This is a genomic window from Bacillus sp. 1021 (genome assembly GCF_014534735.1).
Lineage (GTDB): Bacteria > Bacillota > Bacilli > Bacillales > Bacillaceae > Bacillus > Bacillus siamensis.
The window spans coordinates 1040142-1057646 of sequence record NZ_JACVSR010000001.1; the positions used below are offsets into that span (position 1 = coordinate 1040142).

Sequence of the window (17505 nt, forward strand, 5' to 3'; positions counted from 1 at the left end):
TGAAATTAAAGTCCTTTTACGAGATCTTCAATGCTTGATAGTGCTTGAGCGGTCAATTCCTTATGGCTGTAATCAGTCAATGTTTTTTCCCGCTCTTTCTTGCCAGAACAGTGGGCGATGATGTCCTCAAGATGAGTTTGGAAACGATTCATGAAAGACTCAACTGCCCCCGGTGCAAATACGCCGGTATAAACGGCTTTTACCTCCAGACGTCCGTCCGCCGTCATCGCGTTAATATCCAGGTCAAACTCGCGGATGCGCCCGGCCGCTATATCATGCTGCGGCTTGAATGGCGACATCTTCAGTCCTCCCTCAAGACCGTCAAACGCACCGAGATAGTTAAAGCTTATTTCTGGGTCTTTATAAAGAATGTTTCGCGAATATCTCAGCAGCCCGTAGCCGGTTCCGTAATGAGGAACCCGTCTCATCATGTCTTTTACCGTCTTTATACGGTGAGCGGTTTTTTCGCCTGAGCCGTCCGGCACTCTCATATCTAAGAGCACGGGATAAACAGATGTAAACCAGCCTGCCGTTCTCGAAATATCAATGTCAGGCATATGACCCTGGCGTCCGTGTCCTTCAGTGCTGATAAGCATCTGTTCAGAACCTGTCCACTCATGAAGCGCCATTCCAAGCGCCGTTAAAAGCAATTCATGAACATCCGTGCCGTATGCCTGCTGTGTTTCTAAAAGCAGCTGTTTTGTGAGCCCGCTGCTTAATATCCACGATGCCGTGCGCGCGTTTTCCTGCATCCGTCCGGCATTTCCATCATTTATTTTCGGCAGCGGCGCTGTTTCAAAAGACAACACATTGTCCCAGTACGCGGCTTCTTCAAGCAGCGCTTTGCTTTTGGATATGTCAAAAAGTTGTTCGGCATATTTGATATAAGAATCGCTTTTCGGCGGCAGTTTGATTTGTCGGCCTTCTAATGCCTGCTGATAAGCTGTCTGCAGATCTTCAAGCAATATTCTCCACGACACGCCGTCCGTGATAAGGTGATGAATCGTGATCAGCAGATGGTCGGCTTCTTTCAGCCGGAACACTCCGAGATGAAACAGAGGACCTTGATCAAGGCGCATGGCCTGCTGTATTTCTTTTTCCTCGGCGGCTATCCGTTTTTCCGGCTGTGTTTCTTCTGAAAGATCTATGACGTTAAGCGTAAAGATTTCTTCATGCTGCTCTGTGATTCCGCGGTTATATTGAACAATTTCCCCATGCTCATTTTCAGTGAATGTCATTCGCAGCGCATCGTGATGTTCTGTCAGCGAGCGAACCGCCTGAGACAAAGCATTTATCTGGAATCTTTCTTCACTGCACAGCATGACTGATTGGTTATAATGAAGATCAAAAGCACCCGGTTCCTCAAAAAATCTCTTCTGGATCGGTGTCAGCGGAGCGCTTCCTTCTATCAGCCCCTGATCAGCCATTGCAACAGCCGGCGTGAGGTGCTTCGCGAGTTCTGCAATCGTCGGGAACTGAAACAAATCGCGGATCGACATGTTCCAGCCTTCTCCGGCGAGTCGGGCTGACACTTGAAGCGCCTTAATGGAATCTCCCCCAAGCTCAAAGAAAGAGTGATGAATGCCCGCTTTCTGAATATGAAGCACATCTTCCCAAATTCGGCATAACAACGCCTGTTTTTCATCGCCGGGCGCGACAAATGCCTGTGATGAATGTATCTCTTCTGCCGGCAGAGCCGATTTATCAAGTTTGCCGTTCAGTGTCAGGGGCATGCTGTCTAAACCGATAATATGAGACGGCATCATATAAGCAGGAAGCTCCTGCATAAGAAACTCGCGAAGTGATGAGATATCAGCTGTTTTAGGTACGATGTACGCCGCTAATCTGCCCTGTCCTTCGGCATCCTTCATCACGGTAACAGCCGCTTCTTTAACTTGATCGTGTTTCAAAAGCACACTTTCAATTTCTCCCGTCTCAATTCTGTATCCTCTGATTTTTACCTGCTTATCAATCCGCCCTTGAAAACGAAGAGTGCCATCCGGCAGCCAGCAGGCTTGATCTCCGGTTCTGTAAAGTATTTCTCCCGTTTGTAACGGGTCGCTGAATGCGCCCTTTGTCAGCTCCGGCTGTCCCCAATATCCTTTGGCGACGCCGGCGCCTCCGATATACAGTTCTCCGAAAACGCCGATTGGCTGAACCTGTTTGTCTTTGTTTAAGACGTACATTTGCACATTCGGAAGCGGAACACCGATCGGCACATCATCTTCCCGCGGCTTTTCGCTCATTTTGGCTTCATAATACGAAGAATCAATTGTCGCTTCTGTTACACCGTAGCTGTTTATGATCCGCATGTTTTCTCCGAAACGCTTATGAAGCGTATAAAAATCTTTCGCTTTGATCATATCTGAGCCCAGTACCAGTACTTTTACACTTTGCAGCGCAAGTTTCCGGCGGTATATATATTCCATAAACGGAACAATCAGCGCGGGTGTCGACTCCATAAATGTGATACGGTGCTGATCAATGAGCTGATAAAGCTGTTTCGGCTCAAGCCGGACGTCATCCGGACAAATAACAAGCGTCCCTCCATTTAGCAAGGCGCGGGCAAGATCTCCTGAAAAAACATCAAATGAGAAACTCGCCATCTGCAGCACCTTGACCGGTATACGGTCAAGCTCATAAATGCTGCGCCATGCAAGTGCTGCATGGGTAAAGCTGCGATTTCTGACTTCGACTCCTTTCGGCGTTCCCGTCGTTCCCGAAGTATATATGATATAAGCAGTATCATCCGGAGACACTGCCGGATGAATATTCTCCGCACAAATATCGTATTGATCTTCCTGATCGAGCTGAATGAGCAACAAATTGTGATCCGCAAGCTGTGAAGCAAGCTCTTTGTATTCAGACTGCACCAACAAGACGGATGCCGCGCTGTCCTTTAATAAATAGCGAATCCGTTCCTTAGGATAATGTGAATCAATAGGGATATACGCCCCTCCCGATTTCATGACGGCAAGAACACTGACGATCGCTTCAATCGAACGATTTGCCAATATAGCTGCTCTTTTTCCCGGACCGAATCCATTTTTGTGTAATGTTCGTGCAAGCCGATTTGCCTGCTCATTAAGCTGCGAATAGCTGATCTGTTGTGTTCCTTCAATGACGGCCGTCTGATGAGGCGTTTCTGCTGCTTTCGCTTCAAATAGCTGATGGAACAGTTTGTCTTTTTCCGAGAACTCGGTTTGTGTATTATTAAATTCAGTCAGTATCTTTTGCTTTTCCTCTTCGGTCAACATATCAGCTTTTGATAGTGTGACTTCCGGTTCGGCGGCAACATGGCGCAAGAGATTCAGTAAGTGGCCCATCCAGCGTTCAATCGTTTCTTTCATAAAAAGCTCGGTGCTGAATTCCATTTCAAAGCGGATGTTTCCATCGGATTCAGCAGCTGATAAGGTCAGGTCAAAACTTGATACATCATGTTCGGTATGCTCTGATCGTGACGCCTTCAGCCCGGCCAGATTTATCTCCTCTCGCTCCATATTCTGAAGAATAAACATCGCATCAAACAGCGGATTGCGGCTCATGTCCCGCTGCACGCCGAGCCGTTCCACAAGCTCTTCAAACGGGTAGTCCTGATGCTCATACGCCTCAAGCGCCGCCTGACGGACTTCCGCCAAGTAATCGGTAAACCGTTTGTCCCCTTTCGGCTCCGTTCTGATGGCGAGCGTGTTGACGAACATCCCCAGAATCGGTTCAAGGTCTTTGTGCGGGCGCCCGGCAATCGGCGAGCCGACGATGATGTCTTCCTGTCCGCTCAACCGCGCGAGCAGCGTATTGTACGCGGCGAGAAGCACCATATACAAAGTGGAGCCGTGATCGCGGGCGATCCGGTGAAGACCAGATGCCGTTTCAGCGTCAAGCGTGCACGATACGTTCCCGCCCGCAAAGCTTCTGACAGCCGGACGAGGCTTGTCAGCCGGAAGCTCAAGCACCGGAAGCTCACCTTCCAGCCGCTTCAGCCAATACGCTTCCTGCTTCTGATATCCTTCCTTCTCCTGAAACGACCGCTGCCAGACGGCATAGTCTTTATATTGAAGGCGCATCGGCGCAAGCGAGCGGCCGGCATACAACTCGCCGAATTCTTTTATCAAGGTGTTGACGGACACACCGTCGGAAATAATGTGATGCATATCCGTTAATAAAAGATGGCGTTCGTCCGATTCTTTCACGAGGGCCGCGCGGAAGAGCGGCGCTTTCTCCAGACAAAACGGCCGGACAAATGCGTCTGCTGACTCGGTCTCATCCAGCTGAAACGGCACGCTGTCATGGATGCGCTGCACCGGTTCGCCGTCATGTCCCGTTTCAAAGGACGTTCTGAGCGACTCGTGCCGCTCCACAAGCTGCCGGAATGTCTCCTCCAGCCGGCCGCGGTCAAGCGGGCCCGTCAGTTCCAGCACTGCCGGCATATTGTAGCCGATACCGCCGTCTTCAAGCTGCTGGAGCACATACATCCGTTTCTGCGCTGAAGACACCGGATAGGTGTCTTGTGTTTTCGCCGGCTGAATCGCTTCATACGGGCTCTCTTCGAGGTCCTGAATGACCGAAGCGAGCTCTTCCACCGTCGGCCGGGCGAAGATGTCCTGTAACGGCACCTGAACGCCGAACTCCTTGGCGATGCGGGAGACGAGAGCCGTCGCTTTTAACGAATGGCCGCCCCGCTCAAAAAAGTGATCCCGAATGCCGACGGGGCCGTTTTTCAGCACCTCTTCCCAAAGGGCGCAAAGCTTCATTTCCGTGACATTCCGCGGTGCGGTGTACGCCTGTCTGCCTGCCGCTCCGTCAGGAGCCGGCAGTGCGCGGCGGTCAAGCTTTCCGCTCGGTGTGACCGGCCACTCGCTCATCTCTATAAACTGAGCCGGCACCATGTAGGCCGGAAGGCGTGTCGCAAGCTCCGCCCGCACGTCATCGCTTTCCCGTCCTTCGATATAAGCGTAAAGCGCGGTCTCGCCGTGTTCGGTCCGGGCGGTGACCGCCGCCTCACGAATGCCGTCAATGCGCCGGATCGCCGCTTCGATCTCTCCCGGTTCAATCCGGTAGCCGCGGACTTTCACCTGTCCGTCTGAACGGCCGAGCCATTCGACAAGCCCGTCTTCAGTCCAGCGTGCGATATCGCCCGTCTGATACATACGCTCTCCCGGATAAAACGGATCATCGAGAAAACGTTCTGCCGTCAGTTCAGGCCGGTTCAAATAGCCCCGGGCCACCCCTGTCCCCGCAATGTACAGCTCTCCGGCAACGCCCGCAGGCTGAACGGTTCCCCCGCCGTCTAACACATAAAGACGGGCACCCGGAACGGGTTTTCCGATCGGAAGCCTTGTCCGTCCGCTGTCCCGTTTTCGGTCACAGACGTAAAACGCCGCATCAACCGTCGCTTCTGTCGGCCCGTAGCCGTGAATGAGCACGGTCTCCGGCAGAAGATCGGCAAACCGGGCAGCCGTAAGCGGTGAAAGAGCTTCCCCGCCGGCAAACACGCGTGTCAAGGTTTTGCCGAGACGGATTCTTGTTTCCTCAGGCTCTGTTTCCAGCGCGTCTAAAAAGCTGTTGACCATCGCCGGAATAAAATGCGCGGTCGTCACCTTTTCCGAGGCAAACGCTTCGATCATCCGCGCAGGATCTTTCTCCCATCCGGCCGGAAGCAGATACACGGAGGCGCCTGACATCGTCCACCAAAACAATTGCCAGATGGAAGCGTCGAAGGAAAAGGATGATTTCAGCACGATCATATCCTCTTCCGTTAACGGAAACTGCTCTTGCATCCCGGATAAAAAGGCGGCGGCCTGACGGTGTTCAACAGCCACCCCCTTCGGTGTTCCCGTCGAACCGGACGTGTAAATGATATAAGCGAGCGAATCGGCATCCGCTTCTTCAGAGACAGCCCCTGTCTCCGTCTCACCTGTAAGGGCAGAAAGAGCCACTTCTAGCGTCTCGCCGGAAAAACCGGGAACGGATAATCCTGACTGTTGAAGCAGGAGACAGGCGCCGCTGTCGTCGAGCATATAGCGCAGCCTGTCCTCCGGATATTCCGGATCAAGCGGCACGTAGGCGCCGCCTGCTTTTAACACGGCAAGCACTGAAATCACCATCTCCGGCGAGCGTTCAGCGAGCACACCGACCATGCTTTCTTTGCGGACGCCTTTTTGGCGGAGCCAAAAAGCGAGCCTGTCTGTGTACCGGTCAAGCTCGGCGTACGTCAGCATACCGTCTGAGAAACGAAGCGCCGGACGATGCGGCGAAAGCGCGGCGCGGCGGGTAAACAGCCCGTGAAGCGTAGGAGCCGGCGGTTCAGCCGCTTCTGTCCGGTTAAACGCAGTTAACACCCGTTTCTTTTCTTTTTCATCCGCCATATCAATATGCCGAATCAGCCGGTTTGGATTTCTAACGGCATTTTCAACGATCGTCAGCAAATGAGTTTGAATCCGTTTAATCGATGTTTCAGTAAATAAAGCGGATTGATAATCAAAATTCAGCTCAATCAATCCCGTATCTGTCCGCTCCTTAATTAAAATGGACAGCTCATTTGCCGTATGCCCGCTGAAAAACATCGCCGTTTCATAATCGAAGCCCTCCGCCTGATGCCACGCGAGAGGCTGGTATTGCATCGAAATCCCGATGATATTTTGCAGATCGTGATGAACCTGCCTTAATTCATTGACAAAAAGATTGTAAGGATATTTCTGGTGCCGCATAACAGACAGCTGCTGTTTTCCTACACTGCGGACAAAAGACAGGAACTCCGCATCCGGATCTGCCGTCATTCTGATCGGCAGTGTGCTGACAAACATGCCGAGCATATCCTTTTCGAGCTTGGAACCCCGGTTTCCGTAATAAGTACCGATGGCAATATCCTTTTTAGCCGTCAGACGGCTGATGCATATGTATAACGAAGCCATAAACAGAGAGATGATGCTTACATTATGATCTTTGCAAAAACGCCGGATTGATTGTTCTAAGGAGTAGGAAAGAGTGATTGTATCTCTGGAAGCTGCAGTGCTTTGTCTAAGATGAGAGGTTCGTTCCGCAAGTGAAAGGTGTTCAGGAACAGTTCGGTACGTTTCAGTCCAAAATGAACGATCTTTTTGAAAACGGGAAGATTGTAAATATTGCTGTTCTTTTTCCATGTAGCTGAGATAGGAAGGGCTTTGGTGTTCGGCCAAATCCTCGCTTCGCATGATTTTTTGGTAAATTTCAATGAGCTGATTGCCAAGCAGATTGAGCGAGATACCGTCCATGATAATATGGTGAAATTTTGAATAAAGCCAAACTTCTTCGTCTGACATGACAAGCAGAGTAAATTGATACAGCGGTGAATGAAACAGCTTGAACGGAACACGCGTCTGTGTGTCAATCCATGCATCCCGCTCTGATTGATCAATATGAGTAAAATCAACGGTCTCTAAAGAAATCGGCCGATGCCCGGCCAGATACAGCTGGGGTTCTGAGCCGTCCCCTTCCGTCAGTTGAAACCTGAGCGAATCATTTTGCAAGATAGAGAAATCTAAAGCACGGCGCAATACGTCAAAGTCGATATTTCCCCTGAATTTGACGCACGCCGCAAGATTGCAGATACTTGTGCCCGGCTCGAGCAGCTCTGTAAACCAGACTCTTCTTTGGGCGTGAGTTAAAGAATAAACAGTGTTCTTCAATGGAATCCCTCCATTTCAATTTAAGAGGATAAGAAAGTGAAATAATTACAATTAAAATTCGACATCATATGACTAAATCATCCATATAGCATTATTTTAAAACATATTTTAGAAATCACAATAAAAAATTAAATTTCCTCTAACATTTTTTAGAATATAGTATATTGTACTTACTTATATTCTTCATTTCTATAATTTTTATACCATGTGAAACGGTATGTATGCACATCACAAACTAGTTCTTAAATACTATAATAAGGAATAAAATGTATAATGAATCGCATCTTTAAAAAGATTTTGCCTCCCGGAAAGAAGTTTTTATAATAAAAATGAAAAAACGGTGACACATAAGAAAAGAAAGTGTCAAAAAGTCGGAATATTGAAGATATTATTTTTTGAAGAGATTGTTTCATAATAGCAATATAATATTCGTTTTCCATCAAAAAAAGCCGAATCCTATAAGGATCGGCTTTTTTATTGATTTGCCAGCACGACTGCGATTTTGTCTTCAATGTCTTTTCCGTCATCTTCGTCAAGCAATCCGTTTTGAAGCACGGAAAAAATAAGCGTATCCCCTGTTTTTGTTTCCGCATAGCCGGCGATTGAACTGACTGATGTTAGTGACCCGGTTTTCGCTTTAATTTTGCCTTCTGCCGGAGTATTCTTCAGCCGGTTCCGAAGGGTGCCTCCCGTCATTCTGTCACTTGCACCGGCGACAGGGAGCGAACGAAGGAAAGCCGGGTACCACTTTTCTTTCTGAACGGCATACAAAAGCTCTCCGATTTGGCCGGCGGATACGCCGTTAATATGAGAAACGCCGGATCCGTCTCTGGCAATCAATTCATCCGGATTCAGCCCGAACGATTTGAGCTCCGATTTCATCACGTCCAAACCCTTTTCCCAACTGCCCTCGCCTTTTTTCACTTTCCCCATTTCCTTGATCAGAATTTCGGCGTGCCCGTTGTTGCTCAGTTTCATAAACGGGATCAATAATTCCGAAAGAGGCATTGATGTCCGTGATGTGACTGGCTGGGTGTGATGCGGCATGCACCCTGTTTTGACCTTTCCTTTTACAGTGATGCCCTGTTTAGTAAGCGCTTGTTTCCATAAATCTAATGCATAGGACGACGGATCCCACACTGCCGCCCATTCTCTTGCCTTTGCCGCGCCCGCCGGCATGGTTCCCTTTACCGTAATCACATTGCCCCCATGCTCCCGTTCAACCGTCAAATCTTTCTTTTCATCAGAAGCGGCGGTTTTCACTTCATTTCTCACACGTACGACGTCCGTATGGGGAGAAATCGTAATATGCGCCTTTTTACCGGGCTGTTTCGCCGGGCTGATTTCCGCAATCACTGTTCCGGTATCATAATCCTCATTCGGTGAAGCGGTAAGAGCTGATACTTGCGCTCCATAATATTGGCCTTCATCACTCCACGGAAGATCAACTGAATATCTGGTATCATCATACCGTGAATCATCCCCGACCAGATCTCCTTGAATGACACGGATGCCTCTGGCTTTGACTTGTTTAGCCATCTTCTCAAAATCAGAAGCCAATAGGGTCGGATCGCCACTTCCTTTGAGATAAAGGTTTCCGCGCAGCTGTTTTCCTTTCACGGCGCCGTCTGCCCGCACTTCTGTTTTAAAGGTGTAATCTTCTCCAAGAACGGAAAGCGCTGCAGATGCCGTCAGCAGCTTCATCAGTGATGCAGGCCTCAGTCTCATATCTTCCCGGCTGCCAAACAGCACCTCCCCTGTTTTTGCCGATCGGACACTGACGCCTGCCGCGGCGCCCTTTAAGGCAGGTTCTTCATTCAGAATGTGTTCCAGCTCTTTTTGCAACGCATTTTTTTGTTCGGCCGCTTTGGCGGAATCATCAATATAAGGAACAGCGGCTATGACCAAAAGGAGAAACACCGCGGCCAAGCGTTTGACATATGTTTTCAATGTTATCCCCGCCTCTTTCTTATTCTTCGTCATGCAAAATGGTGATCCGGGATGACGCCGCCGCTTCTTCGCCCGGTTTCAGTATCTGAAGCCCCGTCAGTGATGCAGGCTGATTCAGATTAAATGCATCTGTAACGGAGGTATAAGGCTCAAGACTGACAAACCCTTGCTTTCCGTCACCGTTATATACCACCCAATGCTTGAAAGACGTGTCTGCCTGATACAAAACGGATAGCTGCTCATCAGGATGATAAATAACAGCTTCGTTATTGCCGCCATTCCGTCCGGAAGAAAGAAAAACATCGTCAAACTGCTTATTTTTTAAAGACATTCCGTTACGGAACGCTTCTTTATCAGGCACATCCAATAAACGGCCCGTCGGCACGAAACGTTCATTTAATTCCCACATGCGGTCAGCCGTCAGAAAAAGACGTGATCGCTCCTCATTGAAAACAAAAGTTGAATGATAGCCCAGCCCCCAAGGAAAAGCCTCGGTTCCCTTGTTGATAATCAGCGCCCGCTGCGTAAACACATTGTTTTTTAATGTATAAGTCATCCGGACAATGACATCGTGCGGAAATTGTTTATGGACACGGGGAATTTCTGTAAGATCAATTTCTGTTTCGACTGTCAGTTCATCCGCCTCTTCTTTCGCCGCTGCCAACTTCCAATGCTGGTTGTGAAGAAAGCCGTGAATATGATTATGTTTATCCTCTTCGTTTATGTCAAATTGATACGTGCGGCCGTCAAAACGAAACGTCCCGTCCGTAATCCGGTTCGGCGGGAATAAAACGGGAATACCGTACAGCATCGGTTTTTCGCGAAATTGTTCCGCGGTTTCCGGTTCTCTCAGAATCTGCATACCGGTTTTTTTATCCCGGATCGAAATGACATGTGAGCCCCATTCCGGCACAATGATGCATTCAGCCTGTTCAGTTTCCGCTTTTACGGCCGAAGCCCCTAAATAAGTCGTATGTTCAATCGTCATAAGCACCTGCCCTTTCCTTGTTTTCTAGCATGTATAGGAATTCCATTTTCTAAACTCATTTTCCTTCTCTGAAAAAAACATCGCCCGTATGAACTGAGCGATGTGCGGTAAAACCTTATTGAATCAGCCGGGTAATCTGTTTTTTCTTCCATACAAACCGGTAATACCCGTACTGCAGCAGCAGGCTGATGACAAAAGCCGCCGGATAACCGACCCAAATGCCGAGAATGCCGAGTTTCGTGTAATGAGATAGTATAAAGGCGATAGGCACCTCGATTCCCCAAATCGCAAAAATGCTGATAACAGTCGGCCATAATACCGTACCGCTCGCCCGCATTGTCGCTGAAACGATCTGAGCGTGACCGAAAATCAGATAGCTCCAAAGTGTAATCATAATAAGATTGCGGGCAATATGAAGCGTGTCCTGATCGGTTAAAAACAAAGCCAGTATCTGCCGGGAGAAGGTGTAAATCAGCACAATCAAAACCCCGCCGATCAAATAATTCAGGCCGATGCCGACTTTGATGACCTGCTTCAGCCGGCCGAATTGATTGGCTCCTATGGATTGGGCGGCAAAAATTGAAACGGCGATACCGAGGCTTACCGCCGGCATCTGCACATAACTCGCCACTTGGTTGACAACCCCGTAAGCAGCAGTCGCATTTGATCCGTAATGATTCACAAAAGAGATGACCGCGATTTCAGAAAGCGATACGAGAATCATATTGATGCTCGACGGAATACCGAGCCGCAGTAAAAGCGCGAGCAGCTTTTTGTCCATTTTAAGAGAGCGGAACGCAGTCTGGTCAAATGCAAGCGGGTGCTTCTTTTTCCGCAAATAAACCATCAGCACGATAAATGTCACGATGTTTGAAATGACCGTTGCATACGCTGATCCGTAAATGCCGAACTTCGGAAGCCCGAAAAGTCCGAGAATCAATAAAGGCAAAAGCCCGATGTTAATGACCGTACTGACGATTAACGTATAAAACGGGGTCTTTGAATCTCCCGTTCCGCGTAAAAATGTTGTATAAGCAAAATATAAAAACATCAGCGGCATCGCGCAAAACAGAATGCGCGCATATCGGACACTGACATCTATTACGTTTTCCGGCGTTCCCATCAGCCGCAAAATATCAAGCGTAAACACACTGCCGACAACTGCCAGAACAATACCGAGCATAAAGGTAAACGTCAGCGTAGTGCCGACAATCGCTTTCATTCTCTCTTCGTTTTTCGCGCCGTAAGCCTGCCCGATCAGAATGGAACTTCCTGAACCGATTCCGATTGTAAAGGAAATCAGCAGGAAAAACAGCGGAAAAAAAGACGATACGGCGGCAAGCGCATCGACTCCGAGCCACCTCCCGACAAACACCATTCCGACCAACTGGCCGACAGATTGCAATACGTTGCTTAATAGCAGCGGGACTAAAAATAATGACATAGACCGCCAGACAGACTGGCCAGGGCCTTCCGCTGTCTCCAGATTATCTTGTACCTCCATATGTAGGACTCCTTTTTTGATTTTCTTCCATTTTATTATTCAGCAGACAGCTTGTAAAAACCTTTTGTTCAATGAAACTCTTTATCTTTTTCTACCGTCTTACATGGAAATAAATCATAAAAATAAAAAGTGCGGAAAATATTTCTGAAAAGGTATTGTAATCTTACCGTAATTATTGTAACATTTGTAACATAAGAGAAAGAGATTCGTTGAAGGAGAGATTATATCATGAAAAAATGGCTATTATTCCTCACTACTATTACATTGATTCTATCACTGGGCACTGCGGCGACTGCCAAAAATACGCCTAATGACCTAACACAAAAACAAGCACTTCAGCTGGCTCTGTCAGCAAGAGAACATTTTTGGAACACCATGAGCGGAGGAACGCTTAAGTCAAAAGCAAACTGCACATCCGAGCAGTTCGAATATCAAAATCTTCAATATGTATTCATGTGCAAAGAACTCGGAACAAAAGCGAAAGCCGTAAAATATCTGACACCCGCTTTTACAAAGCAGGCGATTGATAAAGGGCTTAAAGAGTACCACTTCACTGTAAAAGACGGCAAATTGGCTGTTCCGGTCGGCGACGGAGATAACCTCCTGAATTGGAAAAAAGCAAAAATGACCCTTCTTTCTAAAAAAGGAAGCGTCCAAACGTACCGCTTCACTGTACCGACTCTTGACGGTTCTCCGTCAGCAAAACGCGACGTTACATTCGTAAAAGAAAACAACGTTTGGAAAGTCAATCAATTTGATGCTGTTATATAAAGAAAAGCCCGCTTTTAGCGGGCTTTTTTGAATGATAAAAAACCCCTTGTATAACAAGGGATTTTTATATTTGGCAGATGTGATTAAAATGAAACGCTCTAGGAGAGATTCGAACTCCCGACCTGCAGTTTAGGAAACTGCTGCACTATCCGCTGTGCTACTAGAGCCTGCTTATATAGTAACGCTGGCGGCCGTTTTTTTCAAGCCTACAGCCCGCCGAACACTTTATAAGCCGCTCTCGTCGTATCCTCATCTATTCCGATATAACGCATCGTAATAGACGGAGAAGAATGATTTAATATCCGCTGGAGTTCGGCAATATCTTTCGTCCTCTGATAAAAATGATACCCGAACGTCTTTCTCAGCGTATGCGTCCCGATCTCCTCCAATCCGCACGCAGCAGCTGCTTCTTTTAATATTCTGTATGCCTGAATCCGCGAAATAGGCTTATTCGTCCGTTTCGATTTAAACAAATAGTCATTCTCTTTCATATCTTTTGTATATGCGTATATGTCGGCCTTTAGAGATTCCAATATCAGAATTTTTCTTTTCTTTCTCGTTTTGCTCTCAGTCGCCCATACATGATCTTTGTTTCTGACATCCCTTACGCGAAGCGGCAGAACATCAGAAATCCGCAGTGCACTGTTCATGCCGAAAATAAATAAAAAATAATCACGTTCACTTTTCTTCATTAAATACTGTTTGACTTCCTGGATCTTCTCCAAACTTCGGATCGGCTGTACGATATGCATCAAAAAACCCCTTATAATTGGTAAAGTAACATATTGAGGATTATGTTACTATTATAGCTGAAACCCATTGAATGATAAAGGATAAAGCCTCTTATGTAACATAATATACATAGTGTTACATAAAGAAAATAAAACACCTGTTTTCAAAAAGATCCCCAAAAACATCGTTTATATCCCCGTGACGGGATTTTGAGACATCGGAGTCTCTTAGTATTCAAAAAAGAAAACAGCGCCCTTAAAACGAAATATGAGCGTCCGATTTTTTTGTGAACAGCTGAAGAAATGCAAAAAAAAGACACAATATGAAATTGTGTCCTAATCTTCGTCTTTTACATCAATGTCTTCAGGGAGCGGTTCATTTAAAAACTCTTGTATCATTTCTTTATATTTCTCCAGCTGTTCAAGATGGGTTTGAAATTGTTCTTTGTTGATTAAATATTGCTGCCCGTCATGGACCGCTCTTATTTTATTCGTCAAAATAAGATTGTGTACATATTCTTCAGGAAGACTGGTAAACTCCGCTGTCTCTTTAATGGTTAAATACATGGCTCACGTTCCTTTCATATGTCATGTGAGTGAATTCTGTTTTATTTATTGTAGCTTATTTTTTGCCTTAATGCTTGTTTCACAGCTTTTTCTGTCCGGTTTCCCATTTATCCCATTTCCGACTGATTACATTCACACAGAAACCCCGTTTTTTTGCACACCGGACTATTCCGTTTGTCACTTGTGAAAACAGCACATTTTACTTACTCTATAATTGTAAGCGGAAAACAAAGGAGGCAGACTATGAAAAAGAAAAAGTTTATGAATCTCTGTTTTATCGTTCTGCTCAGTACTTTGCTCGCAGCCGGAAGCATCCCTTATCACGCTCAGGCTAAGAAACACCCGTTTTCCTATGATGACTACAAACAGGTAGATGTCGGCAAAGACGGCATGGTCGCCACCGCCCATCCTCTCGCTTCACAAATCGGTGCCGACGTGCTGAAAAAAGGCGGCAATGCAATTGACGCCGCGGTGGCCATTCAATTTGCATTAAACGTAACCGAACCGATGATGTCGGGTATCGGCGGCGGCGGATTTATGATGGTTTATGATGCGAAAACGAAAGACACCACCATTATCGACAGCCGGGAACGCGCACCCGAAGGCGCAACACCGGATATGTTCCTGGACGAAAACGGCAAAGCCATTCCTTTCTCTGAGCGGGTTACAAAAGGGACTGCAGTCGGTGTTCCGGGAACATTAAAAGGACTTGAAAAAGCGCTCGACAAATGGGGCACCCGCTCCATGAAACAACTCATCACCCCTTCCATTAAACTTGCCTCAAAAGGCTTTCCGATTGATTCGGTTTTAGCTGACGCCATCTCAGATTATAAAGACAAATTATCACACACTGCTGCAAAAGACGTGTTTCTTCCGGACGGAGAACCTCTGAAAGAAGGAGACACACTGGTCCAAAAAGACTTAGCCAAAACATTTACAGCTATTAAGTACAAAGGCACAAAAGCGTTCTATGACGGAGCATTCTCCAAAAAGCTCGCGGAAACAGTGCGGGAATTCGGCGGCTCAATGACAGAAAAAGATATTAAAAACTTCAATGTAACGATTGATGAACCGATCTGGGGAGATTACCAGGGCTATCATATCGCAACTGCTCCTCCTCCAAGCTCCGGCGGTGTTTTCCTGTTGCAAATGCTGAACCTTCTGGATGATTTTAAGCTTTCCCAATATGATATCCGTTCTTGGCAAAAATATCAGCTTCTCGCAGAAACAATGCATTTGGCTTATGCTGACCGCGCCGCATTTGCCGGGGACCCAGAATTCGTCAACGTCCCCCTCAAAGGTCTCTTGAATCCAGATTATATCAATGCCCGCAGACAGCTGATAGATATTAATAAAGTGAATAAAAAACCGAAAGCCGGTGATCCTTGGGCTTATCAGGAAGGCGCTGCAAACTATAAACAAGTCGAACAGCCGACTGATAAACAAGAGGGTCAAACGACTCACTTCACAGTAACCGATCGCTTCGGCAATGTTGTATCTTATACAACAACGATTGAACAGCTGTTCGGTTCCGGCATTATGGTTCCCGGATATGGCGTTGTTTTGAACAACGAATTAACAGACTTCGACGCGGTGCCGGGCGGCGCAAATGAAGTGCAGCCGAATAAACGTCCGCTCAGCAGCATGACTCCGACCATTTTATTTAAAAATAACGAACCCGTCCTGACTGTCGGCTCCCCCGGCGGAGCAACGATTATTTCTTCCGTTTTGCAAACGATCCTGAACAAAGTCGAGTACGGCATGGATCTGAAAGCGGCGGTCGAAGAGCCGAGAATTTACACAAACAGTATGACGTCCTATCGTTATGAAAAAGGAGTGCCGGAAGAAGCCCGTGCAAAACTGAACGAAATGGGGCATAAATTCGGCAGCAGTCCGATTGATATCGGAAACGTGCAAAGCATCCTGATTGATCGTGAAAACGGCACCTTCACCGGCGTTGCCGACTCCAGCCGAAATGGAGCTGCAATCGGCGTAAACTTGAAGAAATGTGAAAAATAACAAGACAAAAAGCCTCATTTCTCAAACTGAGAAACGAGGCTTTTGTTTATTCGGCACTGTATTCGGATGAGGTTTTTTCAGACATTAACAACATAAGTGAAAGTACGCCGCACATCGCAATAACAACACCGCCTGCACCAATCCATGTCACTGACGCAAGAGACAGATGAGTGACAACAACGCCCCCGATACCTGCCCCGGCAGCCATAGCCAGCTGCATCATAGACTGGTTGAGGCCAAGTAATACACCTGATGATTCCGGCTCCATCGTTGCCAAATGATATTGCTGAGCCGGCCCGGATGACCAGGCGGAAAAGGACCAAAAAATAAGCACTGCCGCTGCTCCGGCAGCAGAATGTGTAACAAAGGGCAATAACATGAGCATGATAGCATGAAGCGCCATTCCGCCGGTCAATGTGACACGCGCCCCCCATTTGTCTGCACTGAAACCGCCTGCTTTAGAGCCGGCAAGACTTGCAACCCCGAAAATAAGGAGCAATGTGCTCAGCATTCCGCTGCTGATATGAGTAACGTTCAGTAAAAATGGCGAAAGGTACGTATACGCAACCGAATAGCCTCCAAGCCAAAAAAACGTGATGGCCAGGCCGACAGCCACTTTTCGTTTCTTCAAAAAAGAAAGTTGCTGAATGAGCGGCACGGGTTTATCTCCTTTTATCTCAGGCAGCGCGAAACGTATAATCAGCATGGCAATGATTCCGAGTGCCGCAATACCGGCGAAAACCATCTTCCAGCCGAAAGCTTCAGACACGGTTCTTCCGATCGGCACACCGATAATGAGTGCCGCCGTAAATCCCATAATGACTGTCGCAAGAGAGCTTGCCTGCTTTCCCGGAGGAGCAATTTTTGCTGCAATCGTAAGCGCGGTTACCACCACGCTTCCCGCTCCAAGCGCCATGATCACCCGTGCTCCCGCAAATAAGCCGAATCCCTGCACAAGGAAAGAAATGATATTTCCGATAACAAACAGCCCCAGAGCATAGATCATAAGCTTCCTTCTGTCCAGCCTTGCTGTCAGAACCATCACGACGGGCGTTCCGATTGCATAAACGAGTGAAAAAATTGTAATCAGCTGCCCTGCCGCTGCCACAGTGACGCCCAAAGATCCTGCAATTTTATCAAGCACCCCGGATATCACATATTCAGAGGTCCCAACTAAAAAGCTGATAATCGCTAAAATGTAAACCTTCCATGTATTTTGCATCTGATACACTCCTTCATTGATGATTTATATAAAGATATATTGTGATATATCGATATAAAAGATTAAAAACAGAAACAAATCGCAATATG

At 47.3% G+C, this 17505-nt stretch carries 9 protein-coding genes and 1 tRNA gene; 2 read left to right on the forward strand and 8 right to left on the reverse strand.

Translation table 11 applies throughout. The annotated features are described in order from the left end of the window. Nucleotides 1-5: 5 nt before the first annotated feature. The 4 genes from ICW23_RS04880 to ICW23_RS04895 all read right to left on the reverse strand — a co-directional run bounded on the left by ICW23_RS04880 (nucleotide 6) and on the right by ICW23_RS04895 (nucleotide 12106). On the reverse strand, nucleotides 6-7664 hold the full coding sequence (locus ICW23_RS04880; RefSeq protein ID WP_188154120.1) for a non-ribosomal peptide synthetase: 7659 nt from the start codon (nucleotides 7662-7664) through the stop codon (nucleotides 6-8). Between the two features lie 474 nt (nucleotides 7665-8138). Then, entirely contained in the window at nucleotides 8139-9614 is a 1476-nt protein-coding gene (gene dacB / locus ICW23_RS04885; protein ID WP_045926208.1) for a D-alanyl-D-alanine carboxypeptidase/D-alanyl-D-alanine endopeptidase, read from the reverse strand. A 19-nt stretch (nucleotides 9615-9633) separates the two neighbouring features. Further along, nucleotides 9634-10602, reverse strand: coding sequence for an aldose 1-epimerase (locus tag ICW23_RS04890; protein WP_188154121.1), 969 nt, complete (start codon nucleotides 10600-10602; stop codon nucleotides 9634-9636). 115 nt (nucleotides 10603-10717) lie between these two features. Beyond that, nucleotides 10718-12106 (reverse strand): MATE family efflux transporter, encoded by a 1389-nt coding sequence (locus tag ICW23_RS04895; protein WP_016936552.1) that lies wholly within the window; start codon nucleotides 12104-12106, stop codon nucleotides 10718-10720. A gap of 228 nt (nucleotides 12107-12334) precedes the next feature. Between ICW23_RS04895 and ICW23_RS04900 the strand changes: the two genes are divergently transcribed. Beyond that, nucleotides 12335-12877 carry an IseA DL-endopeptidase inhibitor family protein gene (locus ICW23_RS04900; RefSeq protein ID WP_045926206.1) on the forward strand — a complete coding sequence of 181 codons (543 nt, stop codon included), beginning with the start codon at nucleotides 12335-12337 and terminating at the stop codon, nucleotides 12875-12877. 94 nt (nucleotides 12878-12971) lie between these two features. Here the strand turns inward: ICW23_RS04900 and ICW23_RS04905 are convergent. From ICW23_RS04905 to ICW23_RS04915, 3 genes are all read right to left on the reverse strand, one after another. Continuing rightward, nucleotides 12972-13044, reverse strand: a tRNA-Arg gene (locus tag ICW23_RS04905). Between the two features lie 39 nt (nucleotides 13045-13083). Beyond that, entirely contained in the window at nucleotides 13084-13629 is a 546-nt protein-coding gene (locus ICW23_RS04910; RefSeq protein ID WP_016936554.1) for a site-specific integrase, read from the reverse strand. Between the two features lie 315 nt (nucleotides 13630-13944). Further along, nucleotides 13945-14175: an excisionase family DNA-binding protein gene (locus ICW23_RS04915; RefSeq protein ID WP_016936555.1), complete on the reverse strand. Its 231-nt coding sequence runs from the start codon at nucleotides 14173-14175 to the stop codon at nucleotides 13945-13947. Between the two features lie 243 nt (nucleotides 14176-14418). Between ICW23_RS04915 and ggt the strand changes: the two genes are divergently transcribed. Continuing rightward, nucleotides 14419-16194, forward strand: coding sequence for a gamma-glutamyltransferase (gene ggt / locus ICW23_RS04920; protein WP_188154122.1), 1776 nt, complete (start codon nucleotides 14419-14421; stop codon nucleotides 16192-16194). Nucleotides 16195-16240: 46 nt separating this feature from the next. Here the strand turns inward: ggt and ICW23_RS04925 are convergent, their stop codons facing one another. Beyond that, nucleotides 16241-17416 (reverse strand): MFS transporter, encoded by a 1176-nt coding sequence (locus tag ICW23_RS04925; protein ID WP_188154123.1) that lies wholly within the window; start codon nucleotides 17414-17416, stop codon nucleotides 16241-16243. Between the last annotated feature and the right edge of the window lie 89 nt (nucleotides 17417-17505).